Origin of the sequence: Actinocorallia populi (genome assembly GCF_002995495.1) — a bacterium.
Classification (GTDB): Bacteria; Actinomycetota; Actinomycetes; order Streptosporangiales; family Streptosporangiaceae; genus Actinocorallia; species Actinocorallia populi.
This window is the reverse complement of the sequence record NZ_PVZV01000002.1, coordinates 721,771-737,368: the sequence shown is the minus strand read 5'-3', so window position 1 is coordinate 737,368 and position 15,598 is coordinate 721,771. Positions and strand designations below refer to the sequence as shown.

Below are 15,598 nucleotides of genomic sequence, written 5' to 3'. Positions count from 1 at the left end.
GATCCTCGGCATGGATCACTCCCCCGTGCATCGGCTAGCGGCGCAGACCGAGGCGCTCGATCAGCCGGCGGTAGCGGCTGATGTCCTTGTTCTGCAGGTACTTCAGCAGCCGGCGGCGGCGGCCGACCAGCAGGAGCAGGCCGCGGCGGCTGTGGTGGTCGTGCTTGTGCGACTTGAGGTGCTCGGTCAGATCGTTGATCCGCCGGGTCAGCAGCGCGACCTGGACTTCCGGGGATCCGGTGTCACCCTCAGTGGTCGCATACTCGGCGATGATCTGGTTCTTGACGGCGGTGTCCAGGGACACGTGACTCCTTCGATTTATGCTCGACACCCGCAGCCGCAGCCGCAGAGTGCGTTCTGTGAAACGTGCCGGATCCCTGCGGACCCCGGCACATGCCCGCCACCATGAGGGAGCAGCGGGCAGCGCACCGGGACGAAAATCCCGATGACTACTTACCGTATCACGGCGATTCTAGACCCGCGTCATCTCGTGCGCGCGCTCCACATCGCGCCGCATCTCGGCGATGAGGTCGTCGATGGAGTCGAACTTGACCATGCCCCGGATCCTGCCGACGAAGTCGACGGCGACGTGCTCGCCGTACAGGTCGAGGTCGTCCCGGCCCAGCGCGTAGGCCTCGACCGTGCGGGTGACGCCCTCGAAGGTGGGGTTGGTGCCCACGGAGATCGCGGCGGGCCAGCGGGAGCCGGGGTAGCGCTCGGAGTCGCAGACCAGGTGGCCCGCGTAGACGCCGTCGGCGGGGATGGCCGTGCCCGGCAGCGACTCCACGTTGGCGGTGGGGAAGCCCAGCGCCCTGCCGCGCTGGTGCCCGCGCACCACGACGCCCTCGACCCGGTGCGGGCGGCCCAGCAGGCGCGCGGCCTCCTCGACCGCGCCCTCGGCCAGCCTGGCCCGGATCGCGGTGGAGGAGATCGTGTCGCCGTCGGCCACCAGCGGCACGCCCTCGGCGGTGAAGTCGTACTTCTCGCCCAGCTCGCGCAGGAGGGCGACGTCGCCCTTGGCGCGGTGGCCGAAGCGGAAGTCCTCCCCCACGATCACCCGGGCGGCGTGCAGCCGGTCCACCAGGACGGACTGGACGAACTCGTCCGGGCCCATCCGGGACAGCTCCAGGGTGAAGGGCAGCACCATGATGGCGTCCGCGCCCACCTCGGCCAGCAGTTCGGGCCGGCGCGCGCCCGACGACAGCAGCGGCGGGTGGCTGCCCGGCCGCACCACCTCGTCCGGGTGCGGGTCGAAAGTGATCACCACGCAGGGGAGTCCCAGTTCGGCGGCGAGCTCGGCGGCCCGGCCGATGACCCTCTGGTGGCCGCGGTGCACCCCGTCGAACACCCCGATGGTGACGACCGACCTGCCCCAGTCCCGGGGCACCTCATCAAGGCCGTACCAACGCCGCACCTGCCCGCTCCCTAACTCCGTGGGCCCGTCCATCGTCCCGTTCTGCACAAGACTGCCATGCCCGGGAAGGGAGCGCGCACGCCGCACCCCCCGTTGCACTGACTCTACTGGTCGGTAACAGCAGGAGGCACAGCGGGCCGCGCCCCTCAGGCGCGGTAGACCACCAGCGAGACCGCGATGTACTGGCACACGTAGGCCGCCAGCGTGAACGCGTGGAACACCTCGTGGAAACCGAACCACCGGGGCGAGGGGTCGGGCCGCTTCATGGCGTAGACCACGCCGCCCGCGCTGTAGAGCGCCCCGCCCGCGATGATCAGGGAGGTGGCGAGCACTCCGGCCCCGGTGAAGAACTGGGGCAGCGCCAGCACCGCCATCCAGCCCAGGCCGATGTAGCAGGCGGTCGACAGCCAGCGGGGCGAGGACAGCCAGCAGGTCTTGAAGACCACGCCGGCCAGGGCGCCCGCCCAGACTGCGGTGAGGATGACGGTCCGGGCGGCGCCCTCCAGCGCCAGCAGCGCGAACGGCGTGTACGTGCCGGCGATGATCAGGAAGATGTTCGCGTGGTCGAACCGCCGCATCGCCGCGGTGCCCTTGGGCCCGAACTGGTTGCGGTGGTAGGTCGCCGAGATCCCGAACAGCAGCCCCGAGGTGACGGCGTACACCGCCGCGCCGGCCCGCGCCTGCAGGGTCGGCCCGAAGGTCACCAGGACCAGCCCGCCGATCAGCGCGGCGGGGAAGGCACCCAGGTGCAGCCAACCGCGCAGGCGCGGCTTCAGGGGCGTTTCGATGACACGTTCCAGCGTCGAGACCATACTTCCTCCACACCAAGACCTACGTATCCGTAGGTTACGGTATCGTAGGTTGCTGCCGGAACGTGATGATATTCACCCCCGATCCCCCTTCAGGGGACGAACACCGCGAGCGGCCTCGCCTGCCCCTTCTGCTCCTCCACCAGCGAGAGCAGCGTGCCGTCCGGGCCGAACACCCCGATCGGGCCGCCGCCGATGCCCAGGGCGCGCAACCGGCCGCCGTGGGCCACCAGACGCGCCTCCTCCTCGGTGACGTCGCGGCGCGGGAAGGCCGCGGACACCGCCTCGGCCATGGGCAGGATCGTGCACTCCTCGGCCAGCTGCTCCAGGGTGCGCGCCTGCGCCAGCCCGTAGGGGCCCACCGCGGTGCGGCGCAGCGCGGTCAGGTGGCCGCCCACGCCCAGCGCCTCGCCCAGGTCGCGGGCGAGCGAGCGGATGTAGGTGCCCGACGAGCACGTCACCGAGACGTCCACGTCGACGACCCCACCGGACCGGCGCACCCCCCGCACGTCGAAGCCGTGGACGGTCACCGGCCTGGCCTTCAGGGCGACCTCCTCGCCCTGGCGCGCCCGCTTGTAGGCACGCTCCCCGTTCACCTTGATCGCGCTGACCTGGGGCGGGACCTGCATGATCTCACCGGTGAACGCCTCGACCGCCGCGGCGACCCGCTCGTCCGCCAGGTGCCCGGCCGGGGTCGCCCCGGTGGGCTCCCCCTCGGCGTCGTCGGTGCTGGTGGTCTCGCCCAGCCGGATCACGCCGTCGTAGACCTTGGTGGTCAGCGCCAGATGCCCCAGCAGCCGCGTCGCCTTCTCCACCCCGACCACCAGCACCCCGGTGGCCATCGGGTCGAGGGTGCCGGCGTGGCCGACCCTGCGGGTGCCCGCCAGGCGGCGCATCCGGGCCACGACGTCGTGGGACGTCCACCCGGCGGGCTTGTCGACGATCACCAGACCGGACACCGGACTCACGACTCGTCCTCGTCGCTCTCTTCGTCCTCTTCGTCCTCGTCGCTCTCGGCCTTGTAGGGATTGGCGTCACCGGCGTGCCGGGCGCCCACCGCCTTGGCCGCCACCTCGGCGTCCTGCTCCTTGGCCTTGGCCAGCAGCTCCTCGATGTGGTGGGCGTTCTCCATGACGCCGTCCAGCTCGAAGACCAGGGACGGGGTGTGCCGGACGCCGGTCTTGCGGCCGACCTCCGAGCGGATGACGCCCTTGGCGCTCTCCAGCGCCGCGGCGGTCCCCGCCCTCTCCTCGTCCGTGCCGTACACCGTGTAGAACACGGTGGCGTCCCGAAGATCGTTGGTGATCTTGGCGTCCGTGATCGTCACGAACCCCAGCCGGGGATCCTTGATCCGCCGCTCCAGCATCTCCGCCACGATCTGCTGAATCCGGTCGGCGAGCTTGCGCGCCCGCGCCGCATCCACCATGGCTACTCCTCGTCGTCATAGATCCGCTGCCGTGCCGACAGCAGTTCGATCTCCGGGCGACCGGCCACCAGCCGCTCGCACTTCTCCAGGACCTCCTGGCAGTTTCCCGCGGACGCGGAGACCACGGCGACGCCGATCTCCGCCCTGCGGTAGAGGTCGTGGCCGCCCGTCTCGGCGACCGCGACCGCGGGGAAGCGTCTGAGCACCTCCGCGATGATGGGCCGCACGACCCCCCGCTTCTCCTTCAGGGAATGCACGTCACCCAGCATCAGGTCAAGGGTCAACGCTCCCACGAACAAGGGCCACCTCCCTGTACTCAAAACAGGGGCGCCCCGGAATCGCATTCCGGAGCGCCCCTTGGCCTGCCTTCTAGGCGCGCGGCTTCTCGCGCATCTCGAAGGTCTCGATGATGTCGTCCAGCTTCACGTCCTGGTAACCGATGCCGATACCGCACTCGAAGCCCTCGCGGACCTCGGTGACGTCGTCCTTCTCCCGGCGGAGCGAGGAGACGGTGAGGTTGTCGGCGACCACCACGCCCTGCCGGACCAGCCGCGCCTTGCTGTTGCGGTTGACCGTGCCGGACTGGACCATGCAACCGGCGATGTTGCCGATCTTCGGCACCTTGAAGACCGCGCGGACCTGGGCGGTGCCCAGCTGCGCCTCTTCGAACTCGGGCTTGAGCATGCCCTTGAGGGCCGCCTCGACCTCTTCGATCGCCTGGTAGATGACCGAGTAGTAGCGGATGTCCACGCCCTCGCGGTCCGCCATCTCCTGCGCGTTGCGCTCGGGACGGACGTTGAAGCCGATGATGACCGCGCCCTCGGACGCCACCGCGAGGTTGACGTCGTTCTGCGTGATCGCGCCGACGCCGCGGCGGATGATCCGCAGGTTGACCTCGTCGCCCACGTCGATCTTGAGCAGCGAGTCCTCCAGGGCCTCCACCGAACCGGAGACGTCGCCCTTGAGGATGAGCAGCAGCTCCTGGCGCTCGCCCTTCTCCAGCTCCTTGAAGAGGTCCTCCAGGGAGTGCTTGGGACGGCTCTTGAGCAGCTCGGCGTTGCGCTTGCGCGCCGCCCGCTTGTCGGCGATCTGGCGCGCCATCCGGTCGTCCTCGACGACCAGGAAGCTGTCGCCGGCGCCGGGCACCGCGGTCAGGCCGAGCACGAGGACCGGGCGGGAGGGCGCGGCCTCCTGCACGTTCTCGCCGTTCTCGTCGAGCATGGCCCGCACGCGGCCGTGCGCGCCGCCGGCGACGATGGAGTCGCCGACCCGCAGCGTGCCGCGCTGCACCAGGACCGTGGCCACGGGACCGCGGCCCTTGTCCAGGTGCGCCTCGATCGCGACGCCCTGGGCGTCCTGGTCGGGGTTGGCCCGCAGGTCGAGCTCGGCGTCGGCGGACAGCACGATCGCCTCGAGCAGCCCGTCGATGTTCAGGCCCTGCTTGGCCGAGACGTCGACGAACATGGTCTGGCCGCCGAACTCCTCGGCCACCAGCCCGTACTCGGTGAGCTGGGCGCGCACCTTGGTCGGGTCCGCACCCTCCTTGTCGATCTTGTTGACCGCCACGACGATCGGCACGCCGGCCGCCGTCGCGTGGTCGATCGCCTCGGTGGTCTGCGGCTTGACGCCGTCGTCGGCGGCCACGACCAGCACCACCAGGTCGGTGGTGTCGGCACCGCGGGCACGCATGGCCGAGAAGGCCTCGTGACCGGGGGTGTCGATGAAGGTGATCTTGCGCTCCGCGCCGTCGACCTCCGTCGTCACCTGGTAGGCGCCGATGTGCTGGGTGATGCCGCCGGCCTCGCCCGCGACCACGTTGGCGTTGCGGATGGCGTCCAGCAGCTTGGTCTTACCGTGGTCGACGTGACCCATGACGGTGACGACCGGGGGCCGCGCGACCAGCAGGTCCTCGCCGCCCTCGTCCTCGCCGAACTCCAGGTCGAAGGACTCCAGCAGCTCGCGGTCCTCGTCCTCGGGGCTGACGACCTGGACGTTGAAGTCCAGCTCCGCGCCGAGCAGCTGCAGCGACTCCTCGGTGACCGACTGGGTGGCGGTCACCATCTCGCCGAGGTGCATCATGATCGCCACGAGCGACGCCGGGTTGGCGCCGATCTTCTCGGCGAAGTCGGTCAGCGACGCGCCCTGGGCGAGCCGGATGACCTTGCCGTTGCCGCGCGGGGCGTTGACGCCGCCGATCGCCGGCGCCTGCATGTTGTCGAACTCTTGACGCCGCTGCTTCTTGGACTTGCGGCCGCGGGCCGGACGCCCGCCGGGACGCCCGAAGGCGCCCGCCGTGCCACCGCGGCCACGGCCGCCGGGACCCGGACGGCCGGCGAAGCCGCCGGGACGACCGCCACCGCCGCCACCGGGGCCACCGCCGCCGGGACGGGCGAAGCCGCCACCGCCGCCGGGACGGCCACCGCCGCCGCCGGGACGGGCGAAGCCGCCGCCACCGCCGCCGCCGCCGGGACGGCCGCCGCCGCCACCGCCACCGGGACGCGGGCCGCCGCCACCGCCGCCGGGACCGCCGGGACGGCCGGTGCCCTGCGGGGGACGGGAGGGCATGTTCATCGGGCTGGGACGCGGGCCGCCGGGACGCGGCGGCATGCCGCCGGGCGAGGCCGGACGCGGACCGCCGGGACGGTCACCGCCGCCGGGGCCCGGACGGGCTCCGGCCGGACGCGGCGCCGAGGGGCGCGGACCGCCCGGACGCTCGCCGCCGCCGCCCTGCGCGCCGGGTCCCGGACGAGGGCCGGGACGCGGGCCGGGCTTGGGCGCGCCCATGCCGGTGTTGGTGGAGCTGAAGGGGTTGTTGCCCGGACGCGGACCGCCCGGACGACCGCCGCCACCGGAACGCTGGCCCTGGCCCTGGCCCTGGGCCGGACGCGGACCGGGCTTGGGACCCGGGGTCGGCCGCGGACCCGGCCGGGGGCCGGAGCCGGCGCCGGGAGTCGGCGGAGCCTGCTGCGGCGCCGGGGGAACCGGCGGGCGCGGGGCGGCCGGCGGGGCCGGCGGGGCCTGCGGGGGCCGCGGCGCCTGGGGCGCCTGCGGAGCCGCCGCGGCGGGGACCTCGGGCACCGGCGGACGCGGGCCCGGCTTGGGCGCCGCGGGACCGGGCCGCGGGCCCGGCCTGGGGGCCGCCGCCTGAGCGGGGCCCGGCTTCGGGGCCGCGGGGCCCGGCCGGGGGCCGGGACGCGGCGCTGCGGGACGGGGGCCGCCCTTGGGGCCCCCTGCGGGAGACTTACCGAACGCTTCGGTGAGTCGACGTACTACGGGCGCCTCGATGGTCGAGGACGCCGACCGGACGAACTCGCCCATCTCCTGGAGCTTGGCCATGACGACCTTGCTCTCGACACCGAACTCCTTGGCGAGTTCGTACACCCGGACCTTGGCCACTGCACTCCCAATCTGGCCCGGGGCGTGTCTCCGGGCCGTCGCTAACCAGTCATCGCGTACTGCTCATCGAGCGCTCATAGCAATCTCGACCTGCTTCCGACTAGATCTCTTACTCATTCGATGCTGCCTCGCAGATACCGCAGCAGACCAGAAGTATCGGGCATAGCTCCCAAGCGCAAGGCCCGGGAGAAGGCCCGACGGCGAATCGCCTGCTCCAGACATCCGAGATCGTGGTGCAACCAGGCACCACGCCCCGGAAGCCGCTTGTCGGGATCGGGGAGGAGCGCGCCCTCCACCGCCACGACGCGCAACAAGTCAGCTCGGGCCGCACGGACCCGGCAGCCCACGCACATGCGCTGCGGGGCCGAGTGGCCACCACCCACCAGTCTACCCCGCCGAAGCCTCGGCGGGGTCGGCGGTCCCGTCCCCCGGCCCCGAGGGGGTGTCCGGACGGATGTCGATCCGCCAACCGGTGAGGCGAGCGGCGAGGCGGGCGTTCTGCCCTTCTTTGCCGATCGCCAGCGAGAGCTGGTAGTCCGGGACGATCACCCGCGCCACCCGCTGCTCCGCGTCGACGACCTCGACACTGTTAACCCGCGCCGGCGACAGGGCATTCCCGACGAACGCCGCCGGGTCCTCCGACCAGTCGACGATGTCGATCTTCTCGCCGTGCAACTCGGTCATGACGTTGCGCACCCGGCTGCCCAGCGGGCCGATGCAGGCGCCCTTGGCGTTCACCCCGGGCTTGCGCGACCGCACCGCGATCTTGGTGCGGTGGCCGGCCTCGCGGGCGACCGCGGCGATCTCGACGGTGCCGTCGGCGATCTCCGGGACCTCCAGCGCGAACAGCTTGCGCACCAGGTTCGGGTGGGTGCGGCTGAGCATCACCGACGGGCCGCGGTGGCCCTTGCGGACCTGGACCACGTAGGCCTTGATCCGCTCGCCGTGGTCGTAGGACTCGGTCGGGACCTGCTCCTGCGGCGGCAGCACCGCCTCGAGCCTGCCCAGGTCGACCTGGACGTTGCGCGGGTCCTTGCCCTGCTGGATCACGCCGGCGACGATGTCGCCCTCGCGCCCGGCGTACTCGCCGAAGGTCAGCTCGTCCTCGGCGTCCCGCAGCTTCTGCAGGATGACCTGCTTGGCGGTGGTCGCCGCGATCCGGCTGAAGTCCTCCGGTGTGTCGTCGTACTCGCGGGCGACGGCGCCCTCGCCCTCCTCGCCCTCCTCGGCGGTCTCGGTGGCCCACACCGTCACATGGCCGTTCGCCCTGTCCAGCTCCACCCGGGCCTTCGGCGCGGCGCCCTCGGTGCGGTGGTAGGCGATCAGCAGGGCGTCCTCGATCGCCCTGACCACGACCTCGAAGGAGATGTCCTTCTCCCGTTCGAGGCTACGCAAAACGTTGATGTCAATGTCCATGAGGCTCCCCGTCCCCACCTTCCTCTTCGTCGTGGAGCAGGTCCTCTGCCTCGATCCGGCGGAACTCCACCTGCACCCGGCCCGGACCCGCGGCCGGCAGCGGATAGGCCCGCTCCCCGCCCGCCACGTCCAGCCGGATCTCTTCCTCGTCCGCGCCGAGCACCCGCCCCTGCACCTCGACGCCCTCCGCGGTGGTGAACTTCACCAGCCGCCCCACCGCCCTGCGCCAGTGGCGCGGCTGGGTGAGCGGGCGGTCCACGCCCGGTGAGGTGACCTCGAGCACATACGGGCTGCCGCCCAGGACGTCCGTCTCGTCGAGCGCCGCCGAGACCGCGCGGCTGATCACCGCGATGGCGTCCAGATCGACGCCGCCGTCGGCGTCGACGACCACTCGGACCACCCGACGCCTGCCCGCCTGTGAGACGGCGATGTCCTCCAGATCGTAGCCGGACGCCTCGATCACCGGCGTCAGCAGCTCGACCAGCGAGGCCCTCTGGCGGTCCCCCCGCACGCTTCCATCTCGCGCTGCCGCACTCACGGGACCTCCCTATTGGCTCTTTCGGGCGCTATACCTACGCTCTGACCAGACAAGACTATCGACAGCCCGACCCCAGGGTGTGTATTCGCGCACTCCGACCCCCTGTGTGGGATGCTGTTCGCCGCCTTCAGAGCGATCTTTCGAAGGAGTCCGCTTGCCCGTCCCCGTCTCCCGCCGCGCCGTGCTGGGCGGTGCGGCCGGGCTCGTCTGCCTGGCGGGCTGTGCGGAGCCCGCCCCGCGGGACCTCACGCCCGGACCCGAGGTGGCCGTCCTGCTCGGCGCGATCGCGGACGAGGAGCGCCTGATCTCCCTCTACGAGCAGGTCACCACCGCCTACTCCGGTCTGTCCAGCGCGTTCACCGACGCTTTGCGCGACCATCGGGAGCATCTGGCGGTCCTGCGCCGCCACTACGTCCCGGGCACCGGCGGCGCCACCGCCACCCCGGCGGTCTCGGGCACCGCCTTCACCCCGCCGTCGAGCGCCGCGGAGGCGGTGCCGGCGGTGCGCGCCGCCGAGAAGGCCGCGGCCGCCGCCCGGATCGCGGACATGGCCGCCGCGCCCGCCGGGCTGGCGCAGCTGCTGGCCAGCATCGGCGCCTGCGAGGCGGGCCACGCCACCGCGCTGGGGATGGCATGAGCGATCTGGATCTCCTGCAGACGGTCCTGGCCGCCGAGCACCGGGCGGTCTACGGCTACGGGCTGGCCGGGGCCCGCCAGAGCGGCACGGCGCGGCAGCAGAGCACGGCCCTGTGGCAGGCCCACCGCACCCGCCGCGACCGGGTCGTCTCGCTCATCCGCGGGCGGGACGGCGAACCGGTGGCCGCCGAGGCCTCCTACCGGCTGCCCGACGGCGCTCCCGCCCAGCTCGCGGTCGGTCTGGAGGAGGCGCTGCTCGAGGCCTACCTGGGCCTGGCCGGGGCCGCGGACCCGGCGCTGCGCGAGTTCGCCGCCCGCGCCATGCAGGAGGCGATGACACGCCGGGTGCGCTGGGCGCGCACCAGCCCGCCCAGCCCCTTCCCCGGCCTGCCGGAGGGGCGGCGCACCCCCGGCCCCGGCGCGGGCCCCTGAGCCGGCTCAGGGCTTGCGCGCGACGATCACGTCGCGGACGATCGCCTGGTCGACGCGGTGCCGGAACTTCAGGTACGGCCCCTCGTCGAGGGGTTCGAGGCCGGCCGAGGCCAGTGCCTTCACCGCCTCCTCCCTGCCGGTGACGAAGGTGTTCCAGGAGATGCCGACGGCCCCTCCCTGCCGCAGCAGCCGCACCCAGCCCGGCAGGGCGCCGGTGAGCAGCTCCAGCGGGCTGCGGGTCAGCGCCTCGCGGGTGCGGGCGCCGTGCTGGACGCCGTAGGGGGCGTCGGTGACGATCACGTCGAAGGACTCCGCGGCGAAGAAGTCCGCGGCCCGGAGGGTGTCGGCGTTGATGACGGCGAGCCTGCGCCTGTCGCCGGCCTTGTACTCCTCCTTCGACAGGCCGTAGGAGACGTCGAACCTGCGGCCCACGAGCCTGCGGTCCCGCCGGACGGGCGAGGTCTCCGCGGTGTGCTTGAGCCGCTTGCGCTTCAGCCAGGTGCGCAGGAAGCCCGCGTAGGCATCGAAGTCCTTGCCGTCGATGTCCACGCCGTCGGCGTCGTAGCCGTACATCATCGCCTGGTTGAGGGTCGTGCCCCGGCCGCACATGGGGTCCAGGACCCGCAGCCTGCGGTCGGTCATGTGCGGCCCGGAGTCCGAGGACCACAGGGTGACGTTCAGCAGCAGCTTGGTGAAGTACTCGTTGGTCTTCCCCGCGTACTTCTGGATGGTGAGCAGGTCGTCGTCGAGCCTGTCCAGCGGGCTCAGCTCCACCGGGTGCAGGGCCGTGCCCTCCCCCAGGCGGAACAGCGCGTAGAGGGAGGACAGGTTCGAGAGGAAGGCGACGTCGCGCGCGGACAGGTCGTCGGCGGAGAACGTCAGGTAGGGGACGCCGCCGATGGTCCGGCTCGCCACGTCCCTCACCCTGCCGCCCAGGACGGCCCGGTCGAGGACCTCCAGCTCCGCCTCCATGAGGGCGACCGACGACTCGGCGTACACCCGGTTGGCGGACGGCCGGATGAGGATCCCGAAACGCTGCGTGTTCACCGGAGAATTCTAAGGAGTCCGGCTCCCGTCCCGGACGGCCACGAGCCCGCCGACCACGCCGATGTAGGCGGTCCCGTCGGGGCCGAGGTTGATCGGCGCCCAGTTGTTGTCGAAGTACTTGCCGGTACCGGTCAGGACCTTGTAGACGGTCCGCCCCGTGTGGAAGTCGATCGCCGTCAGGTACCACGCGTCGACGCGGTCCTCGCGCGGCTCCTTGGTGTAGGCGTAGACGAGGCCGGCCGCGACGCTGGCCTTGGCGACGGTGGAGGGGCTGCGCTCCTTGCTCGTCCAGACCGTCCGGCAGCCGTCCTCCGTGACGTCCACCCGGCTCATCCCGCCCACGGAGGAGCCGCCGGCGGGCAGCTTGAGGAAGTTGGCGTAGCCGGAGTTGTTCTCCACCACGAGGCTGCGCCCGAAGCCGATCAGCGAGTTGTCGGTGGCCGAGGCGCCGTCCTCGAACACCGGGACCCTGCAGACGAGCCCGCCGTCGTCCGCCCGGTGGACCTGCACGTTCATGCGGGGCTCGGCGTTGTCGGTGATGGCCACGTACTCGCCGTCCAGGAAGGTCGGGGTGGTGCCGGATCCCTGGTCGAGCTGGCCGGACTTGCGGCCGGTCCCGCGGTCGTAGGTCCTGCGCCAGAGGATCTCCGGCCGGCCCCGCGCGTCGGCCTTGAGCTGGTAGAGGGCGTGGTTGCTGACGATGGAGACGCCGTCCCGGCTGGCCGCGAAGGAGTTCTGGATCTCCTCGCCGTCGAGCCTGATCACCTCGACCCGTCCGGTGTCCGGGTCGAGGGTGCCGATGCGGCCCTGGCGGGTGACCCACCAGATGAGGCCCTTCCAGTCGGGCTGCACCGAGGTGATCGGGTCGCACTCCCCCTGCGGCTTGGGCTTGCGCCAGGTCGGGCAGGAGTGCGGGACGTGCGCGCCGAGGTCCCAGTCGTCGGTGACCTGGAAGCTCCACCTGCCGTTCTTCTTCACGTGCGCGAAGCGGCGGACGTGGAAGGCGGAGTCGGCGAGGACCGCGCGGTCCTGGGAGTCGAGGTAGAAGTACGCGCCTCCGGAGGTGTCCGACATGATCTTGTCGAAGTCCAGTCCGGTCACCGCCGTGACGGTGGAGGGCCGGGGCGGCAGTTCGTGGACGGCCAGGTCCTCGAGGGTCACGGGGTCGATCAGGCGCAGCGTGAACGTGCTCGCCCTGGTGCACTGGGCCACGAGCAGCCCGGTGCTCCTCGCGTGGTTGACCGTGGAGCACAGGCCCGGCAGGCCGTAGGCCTTGGCGTCGGAGAGCACCTGCGGGTCCCGGCCCAGGGGGCCGAGGAAGGGGTAGGTGTCGGAGGCGTAGCTGTCCGCGTGCATGGCCGCGTGGCCGGGCGCGGCCATGTGGGGGTTGGCCGGGACCGGGTCGCCCGCGATGGGGCGGGGCACCGCCGGAGCGCCCACGTAGGCGGGCACCTTGTCCCCGCCCGGCCCGCCGGGCACCGGTCCCGCGGCCTGCGCCGCGGCGGTCGGCGAGCACAGCGCCAGCACGGCGGCGACGCCCCCCGTCCAGATCTTCCTCCGGGTCGGTCTCATCATCCCGTCCTCCCTCCCCCCGAACACGATCGGCTGCACCGTCCGCCCCACGGGGCGCGCACGGTGCTGCCAATCTAACAAGCGATCGCTTGGTTGCAAGGGGTCGGCGGGGAGGGGCCGAGAAGGGCCGTTGAAACGCGGTGTTCCACCACTCCGCGCGTTCCGCGCTCGTGGAACACCGCCTCTCACTTCACGTGACGGGACTCGCCGCGAGTACTTGCGCGACCCTGTCCGCGGCGGTGGAGACGTCGTCGGCCGCCGAGATGCGCTCGGCCCACGACCACCAGAACCACCAGCCGTCCACACCGCGCTCCGCGAGGATGTTCTCCGTCAGAGCCGACGCTTCCGGATTCATCACGTGCAGGCAGGGCGCCGTGCCGAGCGGCATGGTCAGCCTCACCCTCAGACCGCGCCCGACGAGTTCGTCGCCGAGCCGTTCCAGATAATCGATCCGCGTCTGCATGGACTGCAGGGGCGCGGTCGTCCCCGTGTCGTCAGGCATTCCCGTTGCTCACTTTCGCAGGGTTCGCGTGGCCCGACGGGATTCACACTTCCCGCCCGTCCCGGCCCCCGCAAGGGGCAGCACCGGATCTAGTTCGACGACTGCCCTTATGGACTAGATCGCAATGCCGTCCCTTGGCAATCGGGATAGATTTTCCGCTAGCCGACGATGAGAGGTATGGACGATGTCGCAGGACCCGTACACCACCCGGCGGGACTTCGCCCTGCCGGGTCAGCCTTCGCCCGAGGGAGCGGAGGGCGGGCAGGACGGGTCCGACGTGACGCCGCCCCTGGGCGCCGCCTATCCCGAGCAGCGTCCGCCCGCCATCGACTTCGCGCAGACCGTGCGCGACCCCGCGCCCTCCGGGGGCGAGGAGACGATGCTGGACCGCACACGGCCCGTGCCGATGCCGCAGCGCGAGGACCCGCCCGCAGGGAGCGAGCAGCGCGACGTCCCCGTCGCCCCGGTCCCCGCCGCGCCGCAGCAGCCGCCCCAGCCCCCTCAGCAGCCGTTCCAGGCCCCGCAGGGCCACCCGCAGCCGCAGGCCCACCCGCAGCAGGGTTTCCCGCCCCAGGGGTACGCTCCGCCGCCCGCGCCCTCCGCGCCGGCGGGCGGCGCCTGGCACCGGCAGCACTACGCCATCGGCGTCTTCCTGGTGCTGTACGGGCTGACCAACCTCGCCACCGGCCTGCTGGGCTTCGGCAACCGCAAGCTGGAGGCCGCCGTCTACTTCGGCGACGGGCTCGCCACGCCGGTCCTCATCGCCGTCAAGTGCGCGGAGGCGCTGCTGCTGGCCGTCACCGCGGCGGGGCTCGTGCGCAGGCGGGACCTGTGGTTCCTGCCCGCCCTGCTGGCCTGGGTGGCCGGTTTCGCCGTGCTGTGCGTTCTCGACATCGTCAAGGGCGAGTTCCTCACGCTGGCCGAGCACGCCGTCTACACGCTGGTCTTCGGCTTCCTGCTGTTCCTGTCCTACGCGCTCAGCACCAAGGTGCGCGCCACCCGGGCGCAGGCCCCCGGAGCGCCGGGGCAGCAGGCTCCCCCGGCGGCGCCCGGCGCCCCCGCCCCCGCGGGAGCGCCGCAGCAGGGCGGCCCGCCGCCCGCGGGCCTGTCGCGCACCCAGGAGATCGCGCTCAACACGCTCAACCGCTGGCAGCGTCCGGGCGGCCGGTGACCAGCCAGGCCACCGCGGTCATCGTGCCGGGCGCGACCTCGGTGTACCCCGCGTCGCGGATGCGCACCGCCGCGCGCGCGACGGCCTCGCGCCACGGCACGTCCGCCAGGTGCACCGGCGCGCCGTTCTCCAGCCAGGCCTCGCGTTCGGCCGCTCCGAGCGAACGGTAGAGCAGGTGCGCGGCGTGCCCGGACTGGGCGGCGGCCTTGCCGGTGCTCATCCCCGCCTCGGGGTTGAGCACGACCGCCGCGTACGTCCCCTCGGGCGCGGCCATCTCGCCGTGCTCCAGATCGGTGCCCGCCACCTGGAGCCTGGCGACGGCCGCGGGCACCTCGGTCACCGGTCCCGGCGCGAACGCGCGGGCCTCGGCCCCCCGCCAGGAGACGGTGACGCCGGGCAGCCCCTGGGCGTCCTTCCAGCGCGCTCCCCTGGCCCGCCGCACGACCTTGCGGATCCGCCCGTCCTCCCAGCGCCGCACCTCCTCGGCGAAGCGCGGATCGGCCAGCAGCCGCACGACGGCGCAGGCCGCGGCCGCGCAGGCCGCCTCGTGCGCGGGCGGCTCGGACTTCTCGACCCGGACGGCCAGCTGCAGCGCCCAGGGCGCCTCGTCCACAGGGTCGTCGTGCACGATGGGCGGATGCTCGATCATGGATGAAAAGGCTAGGCCAGAACGGGGAGGACGCGGTGCAGCCGGTTTCGTCGCGGGAGGTCTACCGCAACCAGTGGATGAGCCTGCGGGAGGACGAGATCACGCACCCGGACGGCTCACCGGGGCTGTACTCGGTGGTGGACAAGCCCACGGCCGCCTGCGTCATCCCGTACGAGGACGGCGGCTTCCACCTCATCGAGCAGTACCGGTACCCGCTGCGCCGCCGGTCGTGGGAGTTCGTGCAGGGCACCTGGCCCGGCGACGGCCCGCCCGGCGAGGAGCTGGCCCGCGCGGAGCTGGCCGAGGAGACGGGGCTGCGCGCCGCCTCGCTCGTGCCGCTGGGGCGGGTGGCCATCGCCCCGGGACTGACCAGCCAGGAGTGCGACGTCTTCCTGGCCACCGGCCTGTCCCGGGGTCCGCTGGCCCGCGAGCACACCGAGCAGGGGATGGAGCAGCGCTGGTTCTCGCGCGGGGAGTTCGAGAAGCTGGTCCGTGCGGGAAGGGTCTTCGACTCCGTCACGATCGCCGCGTACGGCATGTTCCTGCTCTCCGGCGAGAAGCTCTGAATCGTCCGTGATATTCCCCGTGCC

The 15,598-nt window shown here is 72.4% G+C and carries 18 protein-coding genes; 4 read left to right on the top strand and 14 right to left on the bottom strand.

Going from position 1 to position 15,598, the window contains the following annotated elements:
* Nucleotides 1–34: 34 nt before the first annotated feature.
* The 10 genes from rpsO to rimP all read right to left on the bottom strand — a co-directional run bounded on the left by rpsO (nt 35) and on the right by rimP (nt 8,972).
* Complete coding sequence (gene rpsO / locus C2865_RS10445; RefSeq protein ID WP_106398149.1) at nt 35–304, bottom strand: 30S ribosomal protein S15; 270 nt, start codon at nt 302–304, stop codon at nt 35–37.
* A 168-nt stretch (nt 305–472) separates the two neighbouring features.
* Nucleotides 473–1,414, bottom strand: a complete 942-nt coding sequence (locus tag C2865_RS10440; protein ID WP_106398148.1) for a bifunctional riboflavin kinase/FAD synthetase — start codon at nt 1,412–1,414, stop codon at nt 473–475.
* Nucleotides 1,415–1,560: 146 nt separating this feature from the next.
* Entirely contained in the window at nt 1,561–2,226 is a 666-nt protein-coding gene (trhA, locus tag C2865_RS10435) for a PAQR family membrane homeostasis protein TrhA (protein ID WP_106398147.1), read from the bottom strand.
* 89 nt (nt 2,227–2,315) lie between these two features.
* Entirely contained in the window at nt 2,316–3,191 is an 876-nt protein-coding gene (gene truB / locus C2865_RS10430; protein ID WP_232835501.1) for a tRNA pseudouridine(55) synthase TruB, read from the bottom strand.
* Nucleotides 3,188–3,649 (bottom strand): 30S ribosome-binding factor RbfA, encoded by a 462-nt coding sequence (gene rbfA, locus C2865_RS10425; RefSeq protein ID WP_106398145.1) that lies wholly within the window; start codon nt 3,647–3,649, stop codon nt 3,188–3,190. The genes truB and rbfA overlap by 4 nt, the downstream gene beginning before the upstream one ends.
* A 2-nt stretch (nt 3,650–3,651) precedes the next feature.
* Nucleotides 3,652–3,993, bottom strand: a complete 342-nt coding sequence (locus C2865_RS10420) for a DUF503 domain-containing protein (protein WP_269802705.1) — start codon at nt 3,991–3,993, stop codon at nt 3,652–3,654.
* A gap of 25 nt (nt 3,994–4,018) precedes the next feature.
* The gene (gene infB / locus C2865_RS10415; RefSeq protein WP_106398143.1) at nt 4,019–7,045 is read right to left on the bottom strand and encodes a translation initiation factor IF-2; all 3,027 of its coding nucleotides are present in this window, start codon (nt 7,043–7,045) and stop codon (nt 4,019–4,021) included.
* Nucleotides 7,046–7,158: 113 nt separating this feature from the next.
* Complete coding sequence (locus C2865_RS10410; RefSeq protein WP_106398142.1) at nt 7,159–7,398, bottom strand: YlxR family protein; 240 nt, start codon at nt 7,396–7,398, stop codon at nt 7,159–7,161.
* Between the two features lie 34 nt (nt 7,399–7,432).
* A complete protein-coding gene (gene nusA, locus C2865_RS10405; RefSeq protein ID WP_106398141.1) occupies nt 7,433–8,461 on the bottom strand; it encodes a transcription termination factor NusA in 1,029 nt (342 codons plus the stop codon).
* Nucleotides 8,451–8,972 (bottom strand): ribosome maturation factor RimP, encoded by a 522-nt coding sequence (gene rimP, locus C2865_RS10400; protein ID WP_106398140.1) that lies wholly within the window; start codon nt 8,970–8,972, stop codon nt 8,451–8,453. Before rimP ends, nusA begins: the two co-directional genes overlap by 11 nt.
* A gap of 181 nt (nt 8,973–9,153) precedes the next feature.
* Between rimP and C2865_RS10395 the strand changes: the two genes are divergently transcribed.
* Both C2865_RS10395 and C2865_RS10390 read left to right on the top strand, forming a co-directional pair.
* Nucleotides 9,154–9,636, top strand: a complete 483-nt coding sequence (locus C2865_RS10395; RefSeq protein ID WP_232835499.1) for a hypothetical protein — start codon at nt 9,154–9,156, stop codon at nt 9,634–9,636.
* Nucleotides 9,633–10,067: a ferritin-like domain-containing protein gene (locus tag C2865_RS10390; protein ID WP_106398138.1), complete on the top strand. Its 435-nt coding sequence runs from the start codon at nt 9,633–9,635 to the stop codon at nt 10,065–10,067. Before C2865_RS10395 ends, C2865_RS10390 begins: the two co-directional genes overlap by 4 nt.
* Before the next feature lie 6 nt (nt 10,068–10,073).
* Here the strand turns inward: C2865_RS10390 and C2865_RS10385 are convergent, their stop codons facing one another.
* The 3 genes from C2865_RS10385 to C2865_RS10375 all read right to left on the bottom strand — a co-directional run bounded on the left by C2865_RS10385 (nt 10,074) and on the right by C2865_RS10375 (nt 13,188).
* Nucleotides 10,074–11,114 carry a TRM11 family SAM-dependent methyltransferase gene (locus tag C2865_RS10385; RefSeq protein ID WP_232835498.1) on the bottom strand — a complete coding sequence of 347 codons (1,041 nt, stop codon included), beginning with the start codon at nt 11,112–11,114 and terminating at the stop codon, nt 10,074–10,076.
* A gap of 9 nt (nt 11,115–11,123) precedes the next feature.
* Complete coding sequence (locus tag C2865_RS10380) at nt 11,124–12,689, bottom strand: hypothetical protein (protein ID WP_232835497.1); 1,566 nt, start codon at nt 12,687–12,689, stop codon at nt 11,124–11,126.
* Between the two features lie 187 nt (nt 12,690–12,876).
* Nucleotides 12,877–13,188: a hypothetical protein gene (locus tag C2865_RS10375; RefSeq protein WP_232835496.1), complete on the bottom strand. Its 312-nt coding sequence runs from the start codon at nt 13,186–13,188 to the stop codon at nt 12,877–12,879.
* A 184-nt stretch (nt 13,189–13,372) separates the two neighbouring features.
* Between C2865_RS10375 and C2865_RS10370 the strand changes: the two genes are divergently transcribed.
* Nucleotides 13,373–14,359, top strand: a complete 987-nt coding sequence (locus C2865_RS10370; protein ID WP_106398137.1) for a hypothetical protein — start codon at nt 13,373–13,375, stop codon at nt 14,357–14,359.
* Here C2865_RS10370 and C2865_RS10365 read toward each other — a convergent pair.
* Nucleotides 14,328–15,008: a peptidyl-tRNA hydrolase gene (locus C2865_RS10365; RefSeq protein WP_106398136.1), complete on the bottom strand. Its 681-nt coding sequence runs from the start codon at nt 15,006–15,008 to the stop codon at nt 14,328–14,330. The two genes, C2865_RS10370 and C2865_RS10365, sit on opposite strands and share 32 nt — an antisense overlap.
* 35 nt (nt 15,009–15,043) lie before the next feature.
* Between C2865_RS10365 and C2865_RS10360 the strand changes: the two genes are divergently transcribed.
* Nucleotides 15,044–15,574 carry an NUDIX domain-containing protein gene (locus C2865_RS10360; protein WP_232835495.1) on the top strand — a complete coding sequence of 177 codons (531 nt, stop codon included), beginning with the start codon at nt 15,044–15,046 and terminating at the stop codon, nt 15,572–15,574.
* The last annotated feature ends 24 nt before the right edge of the window (nt 15,575–15,598 follow it).